The organism is Desulfurobacterium atlanticum, assembly GCF_900188395.1.
Lineage (GTDB): Bacteria > Aquificota > Aquificia > Desulfurobacteriales > Desulfurobacteriaceae > Desulfurobacterium_A > Desulfurobacterium_A atlanticum.
The window spans coordinates 66,763-83,659 of record NZ_FZOB01000004.1 but is presented as its reverse complement, the minus strand read 5'-3'; the positions used below and the strand labels follow the sequence as shown (position 1 = coordinate 83,659).

The 16,897-nt window shown below is 37.7% G+C and carries 19 protein-coding genes; 18 read left to right on the top strand and 1 reads right to left on the bottom strand.

Annotated elements, in window-relative coordinates; genetic code table 11:
- The first annotated feature begins 2 nt into the window (after nt 1-2).
- From nifK to rpsT, 18 genes are all read left to right on the top strand, one after another.
- Entirely contained in the window at nt 3-1,544 is a 1,542-nt protein-coding gene (gene nifK, locus CHB58_RS04090; protein WP_219350071.1) for a nitrogenase molybdenum-iron protein subunit beta, read from the top strand.
- Nucleotides 1,545-1,593: 49 nt separating this feature from the next.
- The gene (gene nifE, locus CHB58_RS04085; protein ID WP_089322839.1) at nt 1,594-2,907 is read left to right on the top strand and encodes a nitrogenase iron-molybdenum cofactor biosynthesis protein NifE; all 1,314 of its coding nucleotides are present in this window, start codon (nt 1,594-1,596) and stop codon (nt 2,905-2,907) included.
- Entirely contained in the window at nt 2,904-3,290 is a 387-nt protein-coding gene (locus CHB58_RS04080) for a NifB/NifX family molybdenum-iron cluster-binding protein (RefSeq protein WP_089322838.1), read from the top strand. Before nifE ends, CHB58_RS04080 begins: the two co-directional genes overlap by 4 nt.
- Nucleotides 3,290-4,621, top strand: coding sequence for a nitrogenase iron-molybdenum cofactor biosynthesis protein NifN (nifN, locus tag CHB58_RS04075; protein ID WP_089322837.1), 1,332 nt, complete (start codon nt 3,290-3,292; stop codon nt 4,619-4,621). Before CHB58_RS04080 ends, nifN begins: the two co-directional genes overlap by 1 nt.
- Entirely contained in the window at nt 4,618-4,998 is a 381-nt protein-coding gene (locus CHB58_RS04070) for a NifB/NifX family molybdenum-iron cluster-binding protein (protein ID WP_089322836.1), read from the top strand. The genes nifN and CHB58_RS04070 overlap by 4 nt, the downstream gene beginning before the upstream one ends.
- 26 nt (nt 4,999-5,024) lie before the next feature.
- Complete coding sequence (locus CHB58_RS04065; protein WP_180706428.1) at nt 5,025-5,342, top strand: P-II family nitrogen regulator; 318 nt, start codon at nt 5,025-5,027, stop codon at nt 5,340-5,342.
- A gap of 11 nt (nt 5,343-5,353) precedes the next feature.
- Nucleotides 5,354-5,806, top strand: a complete 453-nt coding sequence (locus CHB58_RS04060) for a P-II family nitrogen regulator (protein ID WP_089322834.1) — start codon at nt 5,354-5,356, stop codon at nt 5,804-5,806.
- 48 nt (nt 5,807-5,854) lie between these two features.
- Entirely contained in the window at nt 5,855-6,112 is a 258-nt protein-coding gene (gene fdxB, locus CHB58_RS04055) for a ferredoxin III, nif-specific (RefSeq protein WP_089322833.1), read from the top strand.
- Nucleotide 6,113: 1 nt separating this feature from the next.
- Nucleotides 6,114-6,497, top strand: coding sequence for a tetratricopeptide repeat protein (locus CHB58_RS04050; RefSeq protein WP_089322832.1), 384 nt, complete (start codon nt 6,114-6,116; stop codon nt 6,495-6,497).
- Nucleotides 6,498-6,508: 11 nt separating this feature from the next.
- On the top strand, nt 6,509-6,781 hold the full coding sequence (locus tag CHB58_RS04045) for a nitrogen fixation protein NifZ (protein WP_089322831.1): 273 nt from the start codon (nt 6,509-6,511) through the stop codon (nt 6,779-6,781).
- Nucleotides 6,782-6,835: 54 nt separating this feature from the next.
- Nucleotides 6,836-7,417: a TetR/AcrR family transcriptional regulator gene (locus tag CHB58_RS04040; protein WP_219350070.1), complete on the top strand. Its 582-nt coding sequence runs from the start codon at nt 6,836-6,838 to the stop codon at nt 7,415-7,417.
- Between the two features lie 28 nt (nt 7,418-7,445).
- A complete protein-coding gene (locus CHB58_RS04035) occupies nt 7,446-8,033 on the top strand; it encodes a CDP-alcohol phosphatidyltransferase family protein (RefSeq protein WP_089322829.1) in 588 nt (195 codons plus the stop codon).
- Nucleotides 8,034-8,036: 3 nt separating this feature from the next.
- Nucleotides 8,037-9,041 carry an endolytic transglycosylase MltG gene (gene mltG / locus CHB58_RS04030; protein ID WP_089322828.1) on the top strand — a complete coding sequence of 335 codons (1,005 nt, stop codon included), beginning with the start codon at nt 8,037-8,039 and terminating at the stop codon, nt 9,039-9,041.
- A 13-nt stretch (nt 9,042-9,054) separates the two neighbouring features.
- On the top strand, nt 9,055-10,209 hold the full coding sequence (locus CHB58_RS04025) for an ATP cone domain-containing protein (protein ID WP_245807332.1): 1,155 nt from the start codon (nt 9,055-9,057) through the stop codon (nt 10,207-10,209).
- A complete protein-coding gene (crcB, locus tag CHB58_RS04020; RefSeq protein WP_089322827.1) occupies nt 10,206-10,583 on the top strand; it encodes a fluoride efflux transporter CrcB in 378 nt (125 codons plus the stop codon). Before CHB58_RS04025 ends, crcB begins: the two co-directional genes overlap by 4 nt.
- Nucleotides 10,580-11,374: a TlyA family RNA methyltransferase gene (locus CHB58_RS04015; protein ID WP_089322826.1), complete on the top strand. Its 795-nt coding sequence runs from the start codon at nt 10,580-10,582 to the stop codon at nt 11,372-11,374. Before crcB ends, CHB58_RS04015 begins: the two co-directional genes overlap by 4 nt.
- Before the next feature lie 12 nt (nt 11,375-11,386).
- Nucleotides 11,387-13,501 carry a ribonuclease R gene (gene rnr, locus CHB58_RS04010; RefSeq protein WP_089322825.1) on the top strand — a complete coding sequence of 705 codons (2,115 nt, stop codon included), beginning with the start codon at nt 11,387-11,389 and terminating at the stop codon, nt 13,499-13,501.
- Between the two features lie 88 nt (nt 13,502-13,589).
- A complete protein-coding gene (gene rpsT, locus CHB58_RS04005; protein ID WP_089322824.1) occupies nt 13,590-13,874 on the top strand; it encodes a 30S ribosomal protein S20 in 285 nt (94 codons plus the stop codon).
- Nucleotides 13,875-13,894: 20 nt separating this feature from the next.
- Here the strand turns inward: rpsT and CHB58_RS08995 are convergent, their stop codons facing one another.
- Entirely contained in the window at nt 13,895-16,840 is a 2,946-nt protein-coding gene (locus CHB58_RS08995; RefSeq protein ID WP_219350069.1) for a discoidin domain-containing protein, read from the bottom strand.
- Nucleotides 16,841-16,897: the final 57 nt, after the last annotated feature.

Genomic DNA, 16,897 nt, shown 5'->3' with positions numbered 1-16,897 from the left:
AGATGGCTGAAAAAAAGAGAAATGGTATTGATTCATACAGTGTCCCTGAGGAGATTTCCATATACGATATGTGGTCGTATAACACTACTATGGAAGAGCTTGGAGATAAGCCGTGGTGGGAACTGCCTGAAAGATTTAGTTCACTTGAAGAGGTGTGGGAATACACAAAAAGTAAAGAGTATAAGGAGAAAAACCTTTCAAGGGAAGCGATAAAAATAGACCCTGAAATGGCGTGCCAGCCTCTTGGTGCCCTTCTTGCTGCTCTTGGTATAGAAGGAACACTTCCTTACTGTCACGGTTCGCAAGGGTGCGCTTCCTACTTCCGTTTTGAGTTTACAAGGCATTTCAGAGAACCTGTTATGGAAGCTGCTTCCTCTATGACCGAGGATGCGGCGGTATTTGGCGGGCTTTCAAACATAGTTGAGGGATTGCAGAACGCTTACACTCTTTATAAACCAAAGCATATAGCCGTTTTTACAAGCTGTATGGCGGAGGTTATCGGAGATGATCTTAAGGCTTTTATAAACAGAGCAAAACAGAAAGGTTCCATTCCTGAAGATTTTCCCATCACTTATGCAAACACTCCATCTTTTGTTGGTTCCCATGTTGAAGGTTACGACAGTATGGTAAGGGCTATCCTTGAGCAGCTTGCCGAACCGAAAGAGGAAAAAACCGAAAAGATAAATGTGATTCCAGGATTTGACCCTTACACTGCCAATATAAAGGAAGTTAAAAAGCTCCTTAACACAATGGGGGTTGATTATACGTTTGTTCCGGACTGGTCAAGGACGTTTGATTATCCCCTCGGTAAGTTTGAGATGTATCCTGGTGGAACTCCTCTTGAAGAGGTAAAAAACGCTGTTAACAATAAGGGTTCAGTGATTATCGGGAAATTTTCCCTTAAGAAAACCGCAAAGCTTATAAAGAACAAGTGGAAGCAACCTTTACAGGCTATGGAGATGCCTATAGGAGTTGAGTTTACAGATAAGTTTATTATGACTGTTTCTGAGATGACAGGGAAGGAGATTCCGCCAGAAATAGAAGAGATGAGAGGAATAGCTCTTGATGCTATGACAGATGCTTATCAGAGATTTCACGGAGTTAAAGCTGCTGTGGTTGGAGACCCTGATATAGTTTACGGTGTTTCAAAGTTCTTGCTTGAGATGGGTGCTAAACCTTACTATGTGGTTTCCACAAACGGAACCAAAAAGTGGCAGAAAGAGATGCAGGCGCTTCTTGATTCCTCCGAATTTGGAAAAGGATGTAAGGCTTATGCAGGAATGGATTTGTGGCAACTTCGTTCTCTCATGTATGAGGAGAAGCCGGATATTCTCATAGGGCCGTGTGATCTTAAGTATTATGCACGGGAGTTTGACCTTCCCCTTGTAAGAATAGGGCTTCCTATAATGGACAGATTCAATCTTCACCGCTATCCGATAATGGGGTATGAGGGGGTCATCAATCTTGTGACTTTCATAGGCAATGCCCTTCTTGACCATTTTGACAGAATCTGTCCTGAAGTGAATTTTGACAAACTTAGATAATTCGGGGGCTTTTGCCCCTTATCTCTTTAATGCTTAAGTGGGGATAAAGATGAGAGAAAAGGTAGGAATGAAAGTTCTTTCAAAAAAACCTGTTCCTGGAAAGGCCGCTGGTGGGTGTGCTTTTGACGGAGCGAAGATAACGCTTGTTCCAATAACAGATGCGGCTCACCTTTTCCATGGAGCTATAGGGTGTGCGGTAAACGGTTTTGAGGGAAGAAAATCAAAAAGTTCAGGCAGTGACCTTTATATAAATGCTTTTTCAACTGATCTTACAAATGAAGAGATAGTTTTTGGTAGCCTTGAAAAGCTTGAAAGGGGGATTGAATACATTTTTAAAAACTATAAACCGAAAGGTATTTTTGTTTATAACACCTGTATTCCCGCAATGACAGGGGAGAACATTTTTGATTTATGTAATAGAAAATCAAAAGAACTTGGAATACCGGTTATTCCCGTTGATTCTCCAGGCTTTATAGGTGCAAAAAATTTAGGCACAAGAATTGCAGCAAAAGTTCTTTTTGATTATGTGATAGGAAAGAAGGAGCCAGACTATACAACTCCCTTTGATATTAACCTGATAGGAGAATTTAACGTAGCCGGTGACCTTTTTAATATTCTTCCGCTGTTTAAAAAGTGCGGGATAAGGGTGCTTTCAACCATTACAGGTGATGGGAGAATGGATGAGATTGCAACCGCTCACAGGGCAAAATTGAATGTTGTTTTCTGTTCTCAGGCGATGATTAACCTTGCAGAATATATGGAAGAAAGATACGGAATTCCCTTCGTTCAGGTTTCATTTTACGGAAAAACACCTATAGAAAACTCACTAAGAAAAATAGCAAAAGCTTTTAAAAGTGAAAAATTATCGGAAAAGGTTGAAAAAGTTATTGAAGAGGAAAACGAAAGGATAAAACCGGAGTTTGAAAGATTAAAGACTGTTTTAAAAGGAAAAAGAGCTGTTCTTTATACAGGGGGACACAAAAGCTGGTCAGGAATAGAGCTTTTAAGGGATTTTGGTATTGAGGTTGTTTTAAGCAGCGGGAGAAAAAGCACTGCAGAAGAGAGGGAAAAGATAAAAAAGCTTATAGGAAAGGAAAGACTTGTTGGCCAGATAGGTGCGAGAAAACTGCATGAATTGTGCTTTGAGTTTGGAGCGGATGTTCTTATAGCAGGCGGTAGAAATATGTACCCCTCACTTAAATCAAAAATCCCCTACCTCCATATAAACCAGGAGCGGTTTTACGCTTACGCCGGTTATGATGGACTTATAGAGTTTGGAAGGCAGCTTGAGATAACAATAACGTCTCCTGTGTGGAGGTATCTAAAAGAGAAACCTTTCTATTTAAACGGAGGTGAAAGATGAAGGTGGCAGTTCCTTCAAAATGGGAAACCCTTAAGTCGCAGTTTTTTGATAAGTTTGGGCTTGCACCGTGTTATCTGATTTTTGATACACAGGAGAAAAGAAAAGTTACAGTCATATTTTACTCTCCCTGTGAAGTTGAAAAAGTAAAAGGAAGGGAAAGGATAGAACATCTTGCAAAAGAGGGGGTTAATGCTGTTCTTGTTGATCATGTTGCCACTGCAGGATTTAACTATATGAAGTCCCTTGGAATTACTCCTTATGAGGTTAAAGGAGTTCAAACAGTAGGGGAAGCCCTTGAAAAGTTTATGAACGGAGAACTGAAAGAGGCAGAACCGCACGATTGCGGAACTTCTGAGTGTATATCTGTCTGGGGAGAGAAGTGATGGCAGAGGTGGTTTTTAGTGATAAACCTGTTAGTGTCAATTCTCTTAAAAAGAGCCCTTCCATAGGTGCTGCTATCTGCTGTTACGGACTTAAAGGCGTTATGGTTGTTGTTCACGGAGCGCAAGGGTGCTCTGCGTATCCTAAAACCATACTGATAGAGCACTTTAAAGAGCCTGTTCCCATAACAAATACAGCCCTTCAGGAAACTGAAGTTGTGTTTGGAACAGATACTGTGAAAGCTTCTATCAAGAATCTTTTGAATAGTAATCCCGTTCCTGAAATAATTGCTGTTTTAACTTCCGGAATGGTTGAGTGCCGCGGCGATGATGTAGAAGCTTCATTAAAAGAGTTTAAACTTGAAAATCCAGAGTTTGCATCTTTCCCTGTTTTTTTCATTTCAACTCCAGATTTTGAAGGAGGCCTTCAGTTTGGATTTGAGAAAGCTCTTTACGCCATAATAGATAACTTTGTTAAACCCGTTGAAAGGAAAGATCCAAATCTTATAACACTGCTTTGTGGTGCTTCCTTAACACCGGGAGATATTGATGAGATAAAGAGATTTATCTCATCTTTTGGTTTTGATGTTATTGTGATACCGGATTTAGCAGATTCCTTGATAGGAAAGATGTATCAGGGCATTTACTATCCCTATACTATCGGTGGAGTTTCTCTAAAAGAGCTTGAAAGGGCTGGTAGTGCTTTTCTTACAATAGCTGTTGGAACTTCCACAATCACTTCAGCAAAACTTTTAAAAGAAAAATGTGGGATTCCTTTTGAGCATTTTCCCTCCCTTTCAAATTTCAGAGAGGTGGATAGACTTGCAGAGCTTCTTTATCTCATAAAAGGATTTATTCCTGAAACTATAAAACGGGACAGGGAGATTATGCAGGATGCTCTTGCAGATACCCATTTTTATCTTAACTGTAAAAGGTTCGGCGTTGCAGGTATTCCAGAAGTTGTTTATCAGATTTCCGATTTCTTACACTCTGTGGGAGGTAAAGTTGTAGCTGCAGTTTCTTCAGAGTATGGAGATGAGCTTTCAGAAGTGCCGGCTGATAAGGTCGTTGTTGGAGATATGGAAGATTTTGAAAATCTATGTATGGAGGAAAATCCTCACATAATTTTTGGTTCCAGCCATCTTCATCTTGTTGAGGAGAAGTCAGGAATTCCTCTTATAAGGGTTGATTTTCCTGTTTACGACAGAGTTGGGTATTCGCAAAAAAGAAAAGTTTGTTATCGGGGTATTACCGATTTTCTTTTTGAAATTTCAAACGAAATGCTTTCTCGCTACATAGAAAAACCTTTTGTTGTTAAAGGGGGGAGGCCATGAGGATAGCTCTTTGCACCAAAACGATGGAGTTTGTTGATGGAAATTTTAATAAATCAAAGTATTTCATGATTTACGATATAACCCTTAAAGGAGTGAAATTTGTTGAGGTTAGGGAGCCTGAACAGGTGAAAGTTGTGCTTGATTCTGACGAGATAGATGTAAGGATAGATGCGATTTCAGATTGCAAGATGGTTTTCTGTTCTCACATTCCAAGAACCTCAAAAGCGAGGCTTTTAAACAGAGGTATTTTTACCGTCTGGATGAGGCATGAAAGGGAGATAGGGGAGATGCTTGAGGAACTGATTGAACATCTCAGGACAAATCCCCCGCCGATGATAAAGAAAATTCTTGAGGAAGAAGAGCTTAACACACTTTGACAAATAAAGATGAGGAGGTAAAGAGGATGAAGATGGTGAAGGCTATTATCAGAAGGGAGAAAGAGAATGACGTAATGTTTGCCCTTGAGGCGGCAGGTTTTGCAGCAGCAACAAAGATTCCTGTTCATGGAAGGGGAAAGCAGAAAGGACTTGTGGCAGAAGGTATGGTTTACGATGAACTTCCAAAGCTTCTGATTATGATTGTTGTAAGGGATGAAGATGTGGAGAAGGTGTGTGACATCATAATGGAAAAGGCAAGAACAGGGAAGCCGGGAGATGGAAAGATTTTCATAGCACCTGTTGATACCGTTTACACTGTTAGTTCTGGTAAGAAAGAGCTTTAAGGAGGAAGGAAATGAAAGAGGTTATAGCTGTTATTCGTCCCGGTTATGCTGCTGAAACTAAAAGGGCGCTTGAAGAGGCGGGGTATCCTGCCATGACAATAATTCCCGTTGAAGGAAGAGGGAAGCAGGGCGGTTTAACCTGTGACATGATAGATGTTGACCCATACCTTGCAGACGAAAAGGATAAGATAGCAGCTACTTACTGTACTGCGGCAAAGCATCTTGTTCCGACAGACCCGAAATACGCCCTTGAATCTGATAGTACTATTACAAGGCCTGTTCCCTGGCTCCCAAAAAAGCTTATCTCTGTTGTTGTTCCAACGTATGCTGATGCTGAAAAGGTTGCAGCTGTAATTATAAAAGTAAATCACACAGGTAAAATGGGTGACGGGAAAATTTTCATCTGTCCAATAGAGGAAGCTATTCAGATAAGAACCGGAAAAAGAGGCGAAGAGGCTGTTTAAAAAGGGGGGAATATCCCCCTTCAGTTTATGAAAAAGGAGGTTTTAGATATGAGTGTTGCTGTTACAAAGTCTGGTGGAGAATGGGTGCAGAGATTTATTGTTGACCTTGATCAGGATGAGTGTATGGGTTGTGCCAGGTGCTATAAGGCATGTCCTGCTGATGTGTTTGAGCCCTACTTTATTGATGATAATGAGGATGACGACCCGAGGACTGTTATGTCTATAGCAAATGATGGAGATTGTAGAGGTTGTGAGGCGTGTGAAAAGGTGTGTCCGAGAAATTGTATAACCCTTGAAGAGGTGTAAAATGGAATTTGAAACGGTAAACGAGAAGGAAATAAAGGAGCTTTTAAAATCTGAAAAAGAGCCGGAAATTTTCGTTTTTGCAGGTAGATTTTATTCCTATAAGGGGGAGCTTGAAAAGGCGGAAGATTATCTTGAAAAGGCTTTGAACCTTTTTTTAAAGAGGTGGGGAAAGCCTTCAATTTCTGACGTTTCGTTTCTTTCCTTTAGCTATGAGGAAACCAAATTTTTTCAGGCTGTTAGAGAACTCGCTATTGTAAAAATGAAACTTGGAAAGTTTCTGGAAAGTTTAGTTTATATGAATAAGATTCTTGAGTTTGATCCTGACGATAGGGTTATAAAGAGGTTAAAAAATAGGCTTGAAAGTTTGACAGGTGTTTCGTTTTAGAGGGGGTTATCATGGAAAAAGATCCTTACGACATACTTTCTGTCCTTGTTGGATTTTCTCCGGGGGATGCAGTTAAGTTTTTGAAAGATATTAAAAATGATGGAACATATCCGTGGATGAGAAGGGGAGATATTATTGCCAGAAAGGGGGACACAGGCTACATAGTAAGATTTCTGGGATATGCTCCTGCGTTTGGCGATGATCTGTTTGAGGTAATTGTTGAAGAAAGTGGTTGTATAGTTGTTTGCCGTTCCTGTGAGCTTGGAAAGGTAGATGTGAAATAAGCCTGTTTCAGGTATAATTTATTTTTAATGGAACCTGAAACAGGAGATAAGCAGGTGAAAGATTCAATTTTAAGGGCGGCTGAGAAGATCTTTTCCCGATACGGTTATCATGAGGCAAAGGTTGCGATGATAGCGTTTGAGGCGGGAGTGGCTGTCGGGACAATTTACAAGTTTTTCAAAAGTAAAGAGGAACTTTATCGTGAAGTTGTAAGGTTAAAGCTGTTTGAGATGGAGAAAAGGATCTTTTCAGCTATTTCAAATAAATCTCCAATTGAAGCTCTTAAATCATATATTCACGAGGCGTTTTCGTTTTTTGAAGAGAATAAAGACTTTTTTAAGTTTTTCCTTCAAGATATTGGCAGTCTTTCTGTTGCTGATCTTGAGAAGTTTGGGCTTTCTTCATGGTATGACAACTTTGTTTCGGAGCTTGCGAAGATACTTGATAGAGGCAAAGAAGAGGGTGTTTTTAAAAATTTTGATAGTAAGATCGTTATGCTGATAGTTTCGGGGGCTATAAGGAATCTTGTATATTCTGAAGCAAAGGGTAGTATTGATCACGATGTCAGCTGTGTAGAGGATATTATTTTCAAGGTGATTACCGAAGGCATCGTCATCTCTTCCCCTGAAAGGGTATAATTTCAAAAACTTTCTTCAGGCGGAAGATATGATAAGTTCTTCAAATTTAAAAGTAAAAGTTCAAAAATTTTTTACTCCGTTAGCTGAAGCTTTTGATACTATCGGCATAACACCGGATATCCTTACAATTTTAGGTTTTTTTCTTTCTCTGATAACCGGTGTATTGATTTACAAAGAGATGTTTTTTGTTGCAGGTATCATTTTCCTTTTTGCCGGTGCCTGTGATATGCTTGATGGTATTCTTGCAAGGGTTAAGGGAAGGGTTACCGCTGCAGGTGCCTTTATGGATTCATTCTTTGACAGATATGCAGATTTTTTTCCCCTTGCCGGGTTTGTGCTTTTTGCGTTTGAAAAGATGGACATTGTGATGGCATTTCTTTCTCTCTTTTCAATTGTGGGTTCTTTTGCTACAAGTTATGCAAAGGCCAGGGCTGAATCTTTAGGTGTTGAGTGTAAAGTTGGTTTACTGGAGAGACCAGAAAGATTTTTTATAATCCTTTTTGCTCTATTTTTTGGATTTGTAGACTACATGCTTGTTGTTCTTGCAGTTCTTTCCAATTTTACAGCTTTCCAGAGATTCTTCTATGTTGTAAGTGTTTTGAGAAAAAGAGGTTAAAACTTGAAAAAACTTACTGTTTCTATTCTTTTTGTTTTTCTTGCATTTTTAATTGTTGATTTAAGCTCTTTTTACAAAAAAAGGAACATCAATCTTGAATTTGAAGTAAAAGAGGGAGAAACTGTTGGTTTTGTTATTAAAAAACTTAAGGAGGAAGGGGGATTTTCAGGTTCTATTTTTACCGATATAGTTGTAAGGTTTGAAGATATTAAATTTAAAGCCGGGAAATACAGAATAAATGGGGCATATTCGGATAAAGATGTTATTGATATTTTGAGAAAAGGTCAATTAACACTTGTGAAAATTACAATTCCCGAAGGATATAGCGTTTTTGATATTGCAAATGTGGTGGAGGAGAAAGGATTTTGTAGTGAAGATAGATTTTTAAAACTTGCGTTTAATAAAACTTTCGTAGAAACTTTTGGCATAAAATCGGAAAGTTTGGAGGGGTTTCTTTTTCCAGACACCTATTACTTTGCCGAAAGAGAGTCCTGTGAGGCAGTGATAAAAGTGATGTATAGGAATTTTGAAAAGAGAGTAATTCCTTTATTTAAAAACTATTCGCCGCCGAAAATTGTGAAAAAAGCGTTAGGGAACGTTACAATTGAGAAAATAGTGAATGTTGCATCTATTGTTGAGAGAGAAACCGCCTTGAAAGAGGAAAGACCAAAAATAGCAGGAATTATATACAGACGCCTTATAAAAGGTATGCCACTTCAGTGTGATCCAACTGTCATATACGGTTATAGAATGGAAGGGAAGAAACTTGATACTTTAAAAGGTAGTGATATTAGAAAAAGCAGGTCTGTTTATAATACCTATATTTATAAAGGCTTACCACCGACACCTATCTGCAATCCCGGTATTGATTCAATTGTAGCAGCTATGTTTCCAGAAAAGACAGATTATCTGTATTTTTTTGCTGTTAACGGTCGGCATATTTTTTCAAAAACTTATAGAGAACATTTAAATAAAATGAAAAAATATTACAATAAAGCTGGGAGATGAATTTGGAGGGTGTGTGAAGAAAAAAAGAAAGTATGTTATTGATGAAGCAGGGGAAAAATATCCTTTTTCAAGGGGCGTACTTGTTAAGTCTTTGATGAAAGTAGGTCTTTGTATAGATGATGCGTATCAAATTGCAGATAAAATAGCCAAAAGCTTTAAGGATGAAATAACCTTATCAGAACTTTCAGATAGAGTTTATAAAGAGCTTAAAAAAAGGTTTGGGAAGGAGATAGGGCGGAAGTATAAAAACTATATAAAGAATAAGGAGATTCTGGTTGAGGAAGATGATGGAAGAACTTCAGTTCCTTTTTCCAAAGGGATACTTGCCAACTCCATTCGTAGTGCCGGGCTTGAACCTTCAGAAGCTTTTCAGATAGCAAGAAGTGTTGAAAAAGCTTTAAGACTTGCAGGAAAACAGACTGTTAAAAGAAGTGATATAAGAAAGTTTGTTGAACGGATACTTACAGAGCGTTACGGAAAGGAGATGGCTGCCCGTTATATAGTGTGGCGGAAGATAAAAAACTTTAAAAAACCAATAATTATTTTGATATCAGGAGCTACAGGAGTTGGCAAATCAAAACTTGCTGCTGAGCTTGCAACAATCTTTGACATAAACAGAATGGTTTCAACAGATGCTGTCAGGGAAGTTATGAGAAAGATGATTTCAAGGGAGCTTGTTCCTTCCATTCACGTTTCAAGTTATGAGGCTGGAAAGGTTATTTATAAGTTTGGAAGTATGCCGAAAAAGGAGAAGATAATTTATGGCTTTCTTGACCAGTCTGAAAAAGTGCTTACAGGTGTTCAGGCAGTTGTTGGTAGAGCTATAAAAGAAAATGTTAGCCTTATAGTTGAGGGTATTCATCTTATTCCCGGAGCTTTAACCGATGGTTCAGAGGCAAAGAAAGCTCATCTTATCCCTATTCTTATTACCACTCTTGATGAGGAGATTCATAAAAGCAGGTTTAAAACCAGAGAGAAGATTTCTCAGAGAACCAGTAAGAAATATCTGAAGAATTTTAAGTCAATCCGCTTAATTCAGGATTATCTTTATTCTGTTGCTAAAGAGAACAATATACCTATAATAGACAACATAGACTTTGACCAGGCAAGGCAGAGAGCTATAGAAGTTATAACAGATAAACTGCTTGAAGAGGTTGAAATAAAATGATTCTTTTTTATATCGGAGCTGGCGGATTTATAGGTGCTATCTGTCGTTTTCTTATTGCAGGTGCTGTGCAGCGGGCGGCTGGCGGAATGTTTCCGGTTGGAACTCTTACTGTAAATGTTCTGGGTAGTTTTATTATAGGGATTTTGGCCATGCTGTTCCAGGATTTAATAGCACCTGAATGGAAGGGATTTTTTATTACCGGTTTTCTGGGGGCTTTAACAACCTTTTCTTCATTTAGTTATGAAACTGTTTCACTTTTTCAGGAAGGATTGGTTGTTCAGGCTGTTTTAAATATTCTTTTAAACGTTTTTCTCTGTCTTTGTGCTACGGTTTTTGGAATGTTTTTATATACCAGAGTGGTGAAAGTTCTATGAAAAAGGAAAGGCTTGATAAACTTCTTGTTGATAGGGGAATTGTAAAAAGTAGGGAAAGGGCAAAAGCTCTTATAATGGCTGGAAAAGTTAAGGTTGACGGTGAGATTGTGGACAAATGCGGTGTTAAGGTAAATTGTGAAGCCAGTATAGAGCTAAAAGGGGGAGATATTCCTTATGTTTCAAGGGGAGGATTAAAGCTTGAAACGGCACTTAACACATTTGATATAAACCCTGAAGGTTTTGTGTGTCTTGATGTTGGGGCTTCAACAGGCGGATTTACCGATTGCCTTCTTAAAAAGGGCGCAAAAAAGGTTTACGCTGTTGATGTTGGCAGGGGGCAGCTTGACTGGAAGTTAAGAAATGATGATAGAGTTGTGTTAATGGAGCAGTTTAATGCGAGATATTTAACAGAAAAAGAGATACCTGAAAAGGTTGACCTTGTTGTGATTGATGTTTCCTTTATTTCACTTACGAAGATTTTACCTGTTGTTAAACAATTTTTAAAAGATAATGGATTGATAATTGCCCTTATAAAGCCTCAGTTTGAGCTTTCAAAAAAGGAGGTGGATAGGGGAAAGGGTGTTATAAAAGATCCCCAACTTCATAGAAAGGCGATAAAGAAGATAGTTGATTTTTCAAAAGAGATAGGGCTTTATCCCGCTGACCTTGTTCTTTCGTCTCCAAGAGGGCCCAAGGGAAATAAAGAGTTTCTTATACTTCTTGCAACGGTTCCGTGTGAGAAGAAGATTGATGATGAAAAAATAGAGAAAGAGGTTTTGAAACCGGATTGAGGAGGAAACTACATGGAAATTAGAGAAGATATGATATTTGAAGCTTTACATAAACTTAATAAACCTCTTAAAGCGAGGGAGATTGCCAAGTTTTTAGGTATTCCCCCTGAAAGTAGAGAGCTTTTAAGAGAAAAGCTTAAGGAGATGGCTAAAGAAGGGAAAGTTGTAAAGCTGAAAGGTGCAAAGTATGCCCTTCCTGAAAAGCTCAACCTTATGGTAGGAAAGCTTTGTGTGTATAGAAATGGTTTTGGATTTGTTGATCCTTTAAACGGCGGAAAGGGAATTTTTGTTCCCGGCAGAAATATGGCCGGAGCTATGAACGGTGATATTGTTGCTGTTCAGATTGTTAAGGAAACAAAGGATGGGAAAAAAGAGGGAAAAATAGTTTCGGTAGTTGAAAGGGCTGTTAGAAAAGTGGTTGGTAGGGTTGAGAAGTTTAAAAAACATGCCTTTGTCGTTCCTGAGGATAAAAGGGTTAGGTATGATGTTGTTCTTACATCTGAAGATTTTGATAAAGTTGAGGATGGGGATTATGTTGTTGCGGAGATAGTTTCCTACCCTTCAGAAACGCGGTCTCCTGTTGGTAAAGTGGTTGAGAATTTAGGTAAGGAAGGCCCCAAGCTTGATATAGAGCTGATAATAAGAAAGTATGATCTTCCGGTAGAATTTCCACCTGAAGTTCTGGAGGAAGCGGATAGAATACCTATAGAAGTTAAAGAGGAAGACTTAAAAGGAAGGGTTGACTTAAGAGAACAGTTAACATTTACTATAGATGGTGAAACGGCAAGAGATTTTGATGATGCTGTGGCTATAGAGAAGCTTCCAGATGGAAATTATAAGCTTTTTGTTCATATAGCGGATGTTACCCACTATGTAAAACCAGGTTCTGCTCTTGACAGAGAAGCTTACAGCCGCGGAACAAGTGTTTATTTTCCAGATAGATGTATTCCGATGCTTCCAGAAAGGCTTTCAAACGGTATATGTTCTTTAAATCCTGCTGTGGACAGACTCACATTTACCTGTGAGATGATTATAAATAAGCACGGGAATGTTGTTGATTATAAGATTTATGAAAGTGTTATTCACAGCAAAGCGAGACTTACCTACATCATTGCTCAAAGGATAATTGATGGAGATGAAGAAGCCAGGAAAAAGTTCCCTCACGTTGTGGAATCTTTAAGCAGTATGTATGAACTTGCTCAAATACTTTATAAAAAGAGACATAAAAGGGGAAGTATAGATTTTGACCTTCCTGAACCGGTTGTTGTTCTTAATATGGAAGGAGAGCCTGTAGATATATATAAAGCTGACAGGTTGTGGTCCCACAGGCTTATAGAGGAGTTTATGATTGTTGCCAATGAAACGGTTGCTGAGTTTATGTTCTGGGCTGATTATCCGTCTGTGTACAGAGTTCATGAATCTCCGGACAGGGAGAAATTGTCTGAGTTTTTAAACTTTGTAAGGTCTTTAGGAGTCAGGACTCCTAACATAAAAAACGACATTCAGCCGAAAATTCTCCAGAAAATTCTTGAGCAGGTGGAAGGGAAACCTGAAGAGAAACTTGTTAATTATCTTATGCTTAGGACAATGGCAAGAGCAAAGTATTCGCCTGATAACATTGGACATTTCGGTCTTGCATCTACCTGCTACACTCACTTTACTTCTCCTATTAGAAGGTATGCAGATCTTCAGCTTCACAGACTTTTAAAGATGGCCCTTAAGGGTGAGTTTAATGCTGACAATATCCCTTTGTGGGAAGAGAAACTTGAAAAGGTTTGTAAACATATAACAGAGCGGTCTATAAACGCTGATGAAGCAGAAAGGGATGTGGTTCAGTTGAAACAGTTGCAATATGCTGCAAAGCATATAGGAGAAGTTTTTGAAGGTATAATAACAGGTGTTAATGAGCAGGGGCTTTTTGTGGAGACAGTTGAGTCTTTAATACCTGGTTTTGTTCATGTTTCCGCTTTAAAAAATGACTATTATCTGTGTATTCCAAAACAGTACTGTTTGATAGGAGAGCGAACAAGAACGATTTTCAGGATAGGAGATAGAGTTCTTGTAAAGCTTGTGGCTGTTGATATTGAAGGGAGGAAGGCGGAGTTTGAAATTGTAAAAAAACTTTAAAAGGAATATAGTGAGGTTGAAAAGTAGGTCTTTTTGCTATAAACTTTGACACTGCAACTTAAACCTTAATTGTGAGGAGGTGGTTTTAATGCCAAATATTAAGTCAGCCAAGAAACGTCTTCGTCAGAATGTGAAGAGAAGGCAAAGAAATAGATACTATATTAGAAGACTTAAAACAGAGTCAAAGAAAGTTTTAGCAGCTGTTGAAGAGAAAAACCTTGAGCTTGCAAAAGAGCAGTTGAAAGTGGCTATGAAATATATTGAAAGGGCTGCAGCAAGGGGTGTTATTCATAAAAACGAGGCTGCAAGAAGAATGTCAAGAATTGCCAAAGCTGTTGCACAGCTTGAAAAAGAGCTTTCCACGCAGGGCTAAAAGCCTTGCGTTTTCAACTTTTACCATCTTGCGTTTAGATTAACTCCTGCAGTTGTTGTTTTTGAAGAATCTTCATACTTAACATATCCGTTTGTTACAAAATAGTCACTGATCTGCCAGTAGATACTTCCTCTGTAGTTGGTGTTTCCGTTTGAAGAGCTAATCCCAAAGTTATATTTGATATCTCCACCTCTTGGAACAATGGAGATATTAGCACTTGTACTTGAAGTGTTTTCCCCATTTGTTATCAAAACAAAACCTTGAGAAACTGTAAGTCTTAGTATATCTGAGGGTGTCCATGTGGATGATAGAGATATAATATCTGTTGTTTCAGTTGCAACGTTATGTTGCACCGATGCAGATGCACTTAATGTGGGATAGAGTTTTGCATTGGCACTTACTCTTAGGCTATATGCTGTGTCTGAAGTTCCTGTTATCTCATTTGTTGCATGTGTAGCTGTTCCTGAAATTTCTGTGTTGAGGCCTGTGAAAAGCCTTGCATTTACACCGGAAGTTAAAGTTATAGCCGATGTTGTTTTTTCAGAACCGATAAAGTTTTCTGTATAACTTGCTCCAGCTCTCCATGAAAGTGTGTGAAGGGGAGTGGCTTTAAGATTTAAATTTACCGATTGAGAGGTTCTTTTTTCCTGGTCTTTCATAAAGCTGTCTGTTCTGCTGATTCCAGCGTTTATAAGATAATATCTGTATTTCCAGTTTCTTGAAAGATTGTTTGTTATTTTTGATGTAAACTCTTCTCCTTCTCTTGATGTCCTTTCGTAGTTTAAGAAGTAGGCAAGTTTATAAGGTAGCTGCAGTCTAATATTGGCTCTTGTTGTGTCTCCATAAGTGGAGCTTTCCACAGTATCAGTGTTTATAGCTGTTGTTTTTTTGTATGCCTCAATTTCTGTTACATATCCTGTGTTTGCAGCAGCAGTTATTTTCAATACAAGCTTTATATAGTTTGTGGTTATTGTTGTTGGAAGTAAAAATTGAATGATTTTTGTCTGGTTGTCATAAGTGAAAGGAGCGTTTGTTGATATGAGTGTCCATACGTTCCCGTCATTACTTGTATAAATATCCCAAACAAATGTGGAGATATCTGTATCTGTGAGATTTCCTCCAATATAGACAAGAATCATATCTACAGGGTTGTAATTTGTTTCTATTGCGATATTTTCATACGGGGTTTGGAGATTAACTCCAGCTGATGTGTTGTAATCACCGTCTGTAAGAAGGGCATTGGGGGTTAAGGAACTTGTTATAGGAGTTGAATCTACACCGCTTAAACCTGATACGTCTATTATTTTTGAGTAGTAGTTTCCTTCAACAATTTTAACTGAATAACGGTTGTTTGAAAAATAAAGGTTTTCAGATACAGAAACAAATACTTTACCGTTTAGAAAAGAGCGTTTTCCAAATATACCGATGTTGTGATTTGTGTTTTCATTAAAAGTGTCCCTTATGTAGTCGGTGTTCTTAGAATGGGAGAATGAGTAGGTGATTCCTATTCTGTTTTTGTATGTGTATCCTGTAGAAACTCTTTGACTGTTACTTTCAGAGTCTGTGGTGTTGGATAGGCTTTTGTTCTTGCTTAAATTTATTGATAAATAGGGATATTTAGGATTCCATCCTGATGAAAAGTTTACATTGTAGTTTGTTGCTTTATCGTTTCGTCCCTCTGAACTTTCGGTTTTGGTCAGTCCGACGGAAGAGGAAAGAGTAAATATATCGTTACTCAGTCTTGTGCTTAAATATGGTCTTACTGTTGACTGCCATGTGTTATCATCGGGATAAAATTTAGAGTAAGTAAGAGAAAAGGAATATTTTATTCCATCTGTTATCTCGCCTGGTAAAGATAGAGAGTAGCCTTCGTTTATAAAAGAAGAGGAGGTTCCGTCCTTTATGTTTGTTCCGTAATTCCAGTATGCAGAAAAAAGTATATTTCTGTCTATTTGTGGAAATATAGGTTTGAATTTTATTTCTCCGGTTTTAAAGGGCTCTTTTTTGGGGATAACTATTTTTACTTTTTTTTCTTTTTTAGTTAATATTTCTGTTTTCTTCTTTTCCTTTTCTTTGCGTTTAAGCTTCTGAGATTCTTCTATTATCATTTTGAGTTTCTTTTTCAGGACTTTTTCTTCCTCTTTCTGCTTTTTAATGAAAGAAATTTCTTCAGATTTTATTTCTTTTTCACTTAAAGGTTTTAGCTTCAGTGTTTTTTTTCTTCTTTCTTCAGGTGTTGCTACCATTGTAGGGAATGCTTTTATTACAACTTCTGCGGTTTTATTGCTTTTCTTTTTAATTACTACTATTTGCTTTGTTTCTTCTTTTGGAGTGGTTTTCTCTTTATACTGTTTTTGTGCTGGAGGTTTTTTTCTTACTTTTATAGGGGATGTTGGAACTATTGTGCCTTTATATCTTTTAATGAGATTTGCAAACAGCTTTATTTTTTTCTTTACTTCTTTAGGTGTTTCGCTTAAAAAGATTCTTACAGTGTAAAAGCCACTATCGGTTTTATATATGGAAGCCTGTTTTCTTAATACTTCAGGTAAACTGTTTAAAAATTTCTCTGCTCTCTTTTTATCGCTGGTAGTTATTAATTGGTATGAATAAAGAAAAATATCTGGGGTTTTAACTTCTTTGTAGTTTAATCTAAACTTTTCAAGAAGTTTCCGCTTTGCATTCAGGGCTTTCTTACTTTTAAAGAGGAAGCATCTTACTTCAAATTCTCCGCTGGTGTTTTCAAATATAAAGCAGCTCTTTCTTACTTCAAAGGGCAGCTTTTTTATAAAGTTAAAAGCATCTTCTGTTTTTTTAAAACTTTTTAATCTAAAAGAAAACAAATATCCTTTTATTTTTAATTCTTCTTTCAATAAAGTTGTCTCAGCATAACTATTAATAGCAATACTACCAATCATACTGATTGTGGTTATACTTAAAACTGCAATACTCCTTTGAAAAAATCTCATTTTAAATGTTTACCCCTATTCCATTTTGGCTTTTCTGTTGCTATTTTATCTTTTAGA

Bases quoted from the DNA above. Each gene is read 5' to 3' on its own strand.
- nifK (WP_219350071.1), top strand. From the start codon at position 3: ATGGCTGAAAAAAAGAGAAATGGTATTGATTCATACAGTGTCCCTGAG.
- nifE (WP_089322839.1), top strand. From the start codon at position 1,594: ATGAGAGAAAAGGTAGGAATGAAAGTTCTTTCAAAAAAACCTGTTCCT.
- CHB58_RS04080 (WP_089322838.1), top strand. From the start codon at position 2,904: ATGAAGGTGGCAGTTCCTTCAAAATGGGAAACCCTTAAGTCGCAGTTT.
- nifN (WP_089322837.1), top strand. From the start codon at position 3,290: ATGGCAGAGGTGGTTTTTAGTGATAAACCTGTTAGTGTCAATTCTCTT.
- CHB58_RS04070 (WP_089322836.1), top strand. From the start codon at position 4,618: ATGAGGATAGCTCTTTGCACCAAAACGATGGAGTTTGTTGATGGAAAT.
- CHB58_RS04065 (WP_180706428.1), top strand. From the start codon at position 5,025: ATGAAGATGGTGAAGGCTATTATCAGAAGGGAGAAAGAGAATGACGTA.
- CHB58_RS04060 (WP_089322834.1), top strand. From the start codon at position 5,354: ATGAAAGAGGTTATAGCTGTTATTCGTCCCGGTTATGCTGCTGAAACT.
- fdxB (WP_089322833.1), top strand. From the start codon at position 5,855: ATGAGTGTTGCTGTTACAAAGTCTGGTGGAGAATGGGTGCAGAGATTT.
- CHB58_RS04050 (WP_089322832.1), top strand. From the start codon at position 6,114: ATGGAATTTGAAACGGTAAACGAGAAGGAAATAAAGGAGCTTTTAAAA.
- CHB58_RS04045 (WP_089322831.1), top strand. From the start codon at position 6,509: ATGGAAAAAGATCCTTACGACATACTTTCTGTCCTTGTTGGATTTTCT.
- CHB58_RS04035 (WP_089322829.1), top strand. From the start codon at position 7,446: ATGATAAGTTCTTCAAATTTAAAAGTAAAAGTTCAAAAATTTTTTACT.
- crcB (WP_089322827.1), top strand. From the start codon at position 10,206: ATGATTCTTTTTTATATCGGAGCTGGCGGATTTATAGGTGCTATCTGT.
- CHB58_RS04015 (WP_089322826.1), top strand. From the start codon at position 10,580: ATGAAAAAGGAAAGGCTTGATAAACTTCTTGTTGATAGGGGAATTGTA.
- rnr (WP_089322825.1), top strand. From the start codon at position 11,387: ATGGAAATTAGAGAAGATATGATATTTGAAGCTTTACATAAACTTAAT.
- rpsT (WP_089322824.1), top strand. From the start codon at position 13,590: ATGCCAAATATTAAGTCAGCCAAGAAACGTCTTCGTCAGAATGTGAAG.
- CHB58_RS08995 (WP_219350069.1), bottom strand. From the start codon at position 16,840: ATGAGATTTTTTCAAAGGAGTATTGCAGTTTTAAGTATAACCACAATC.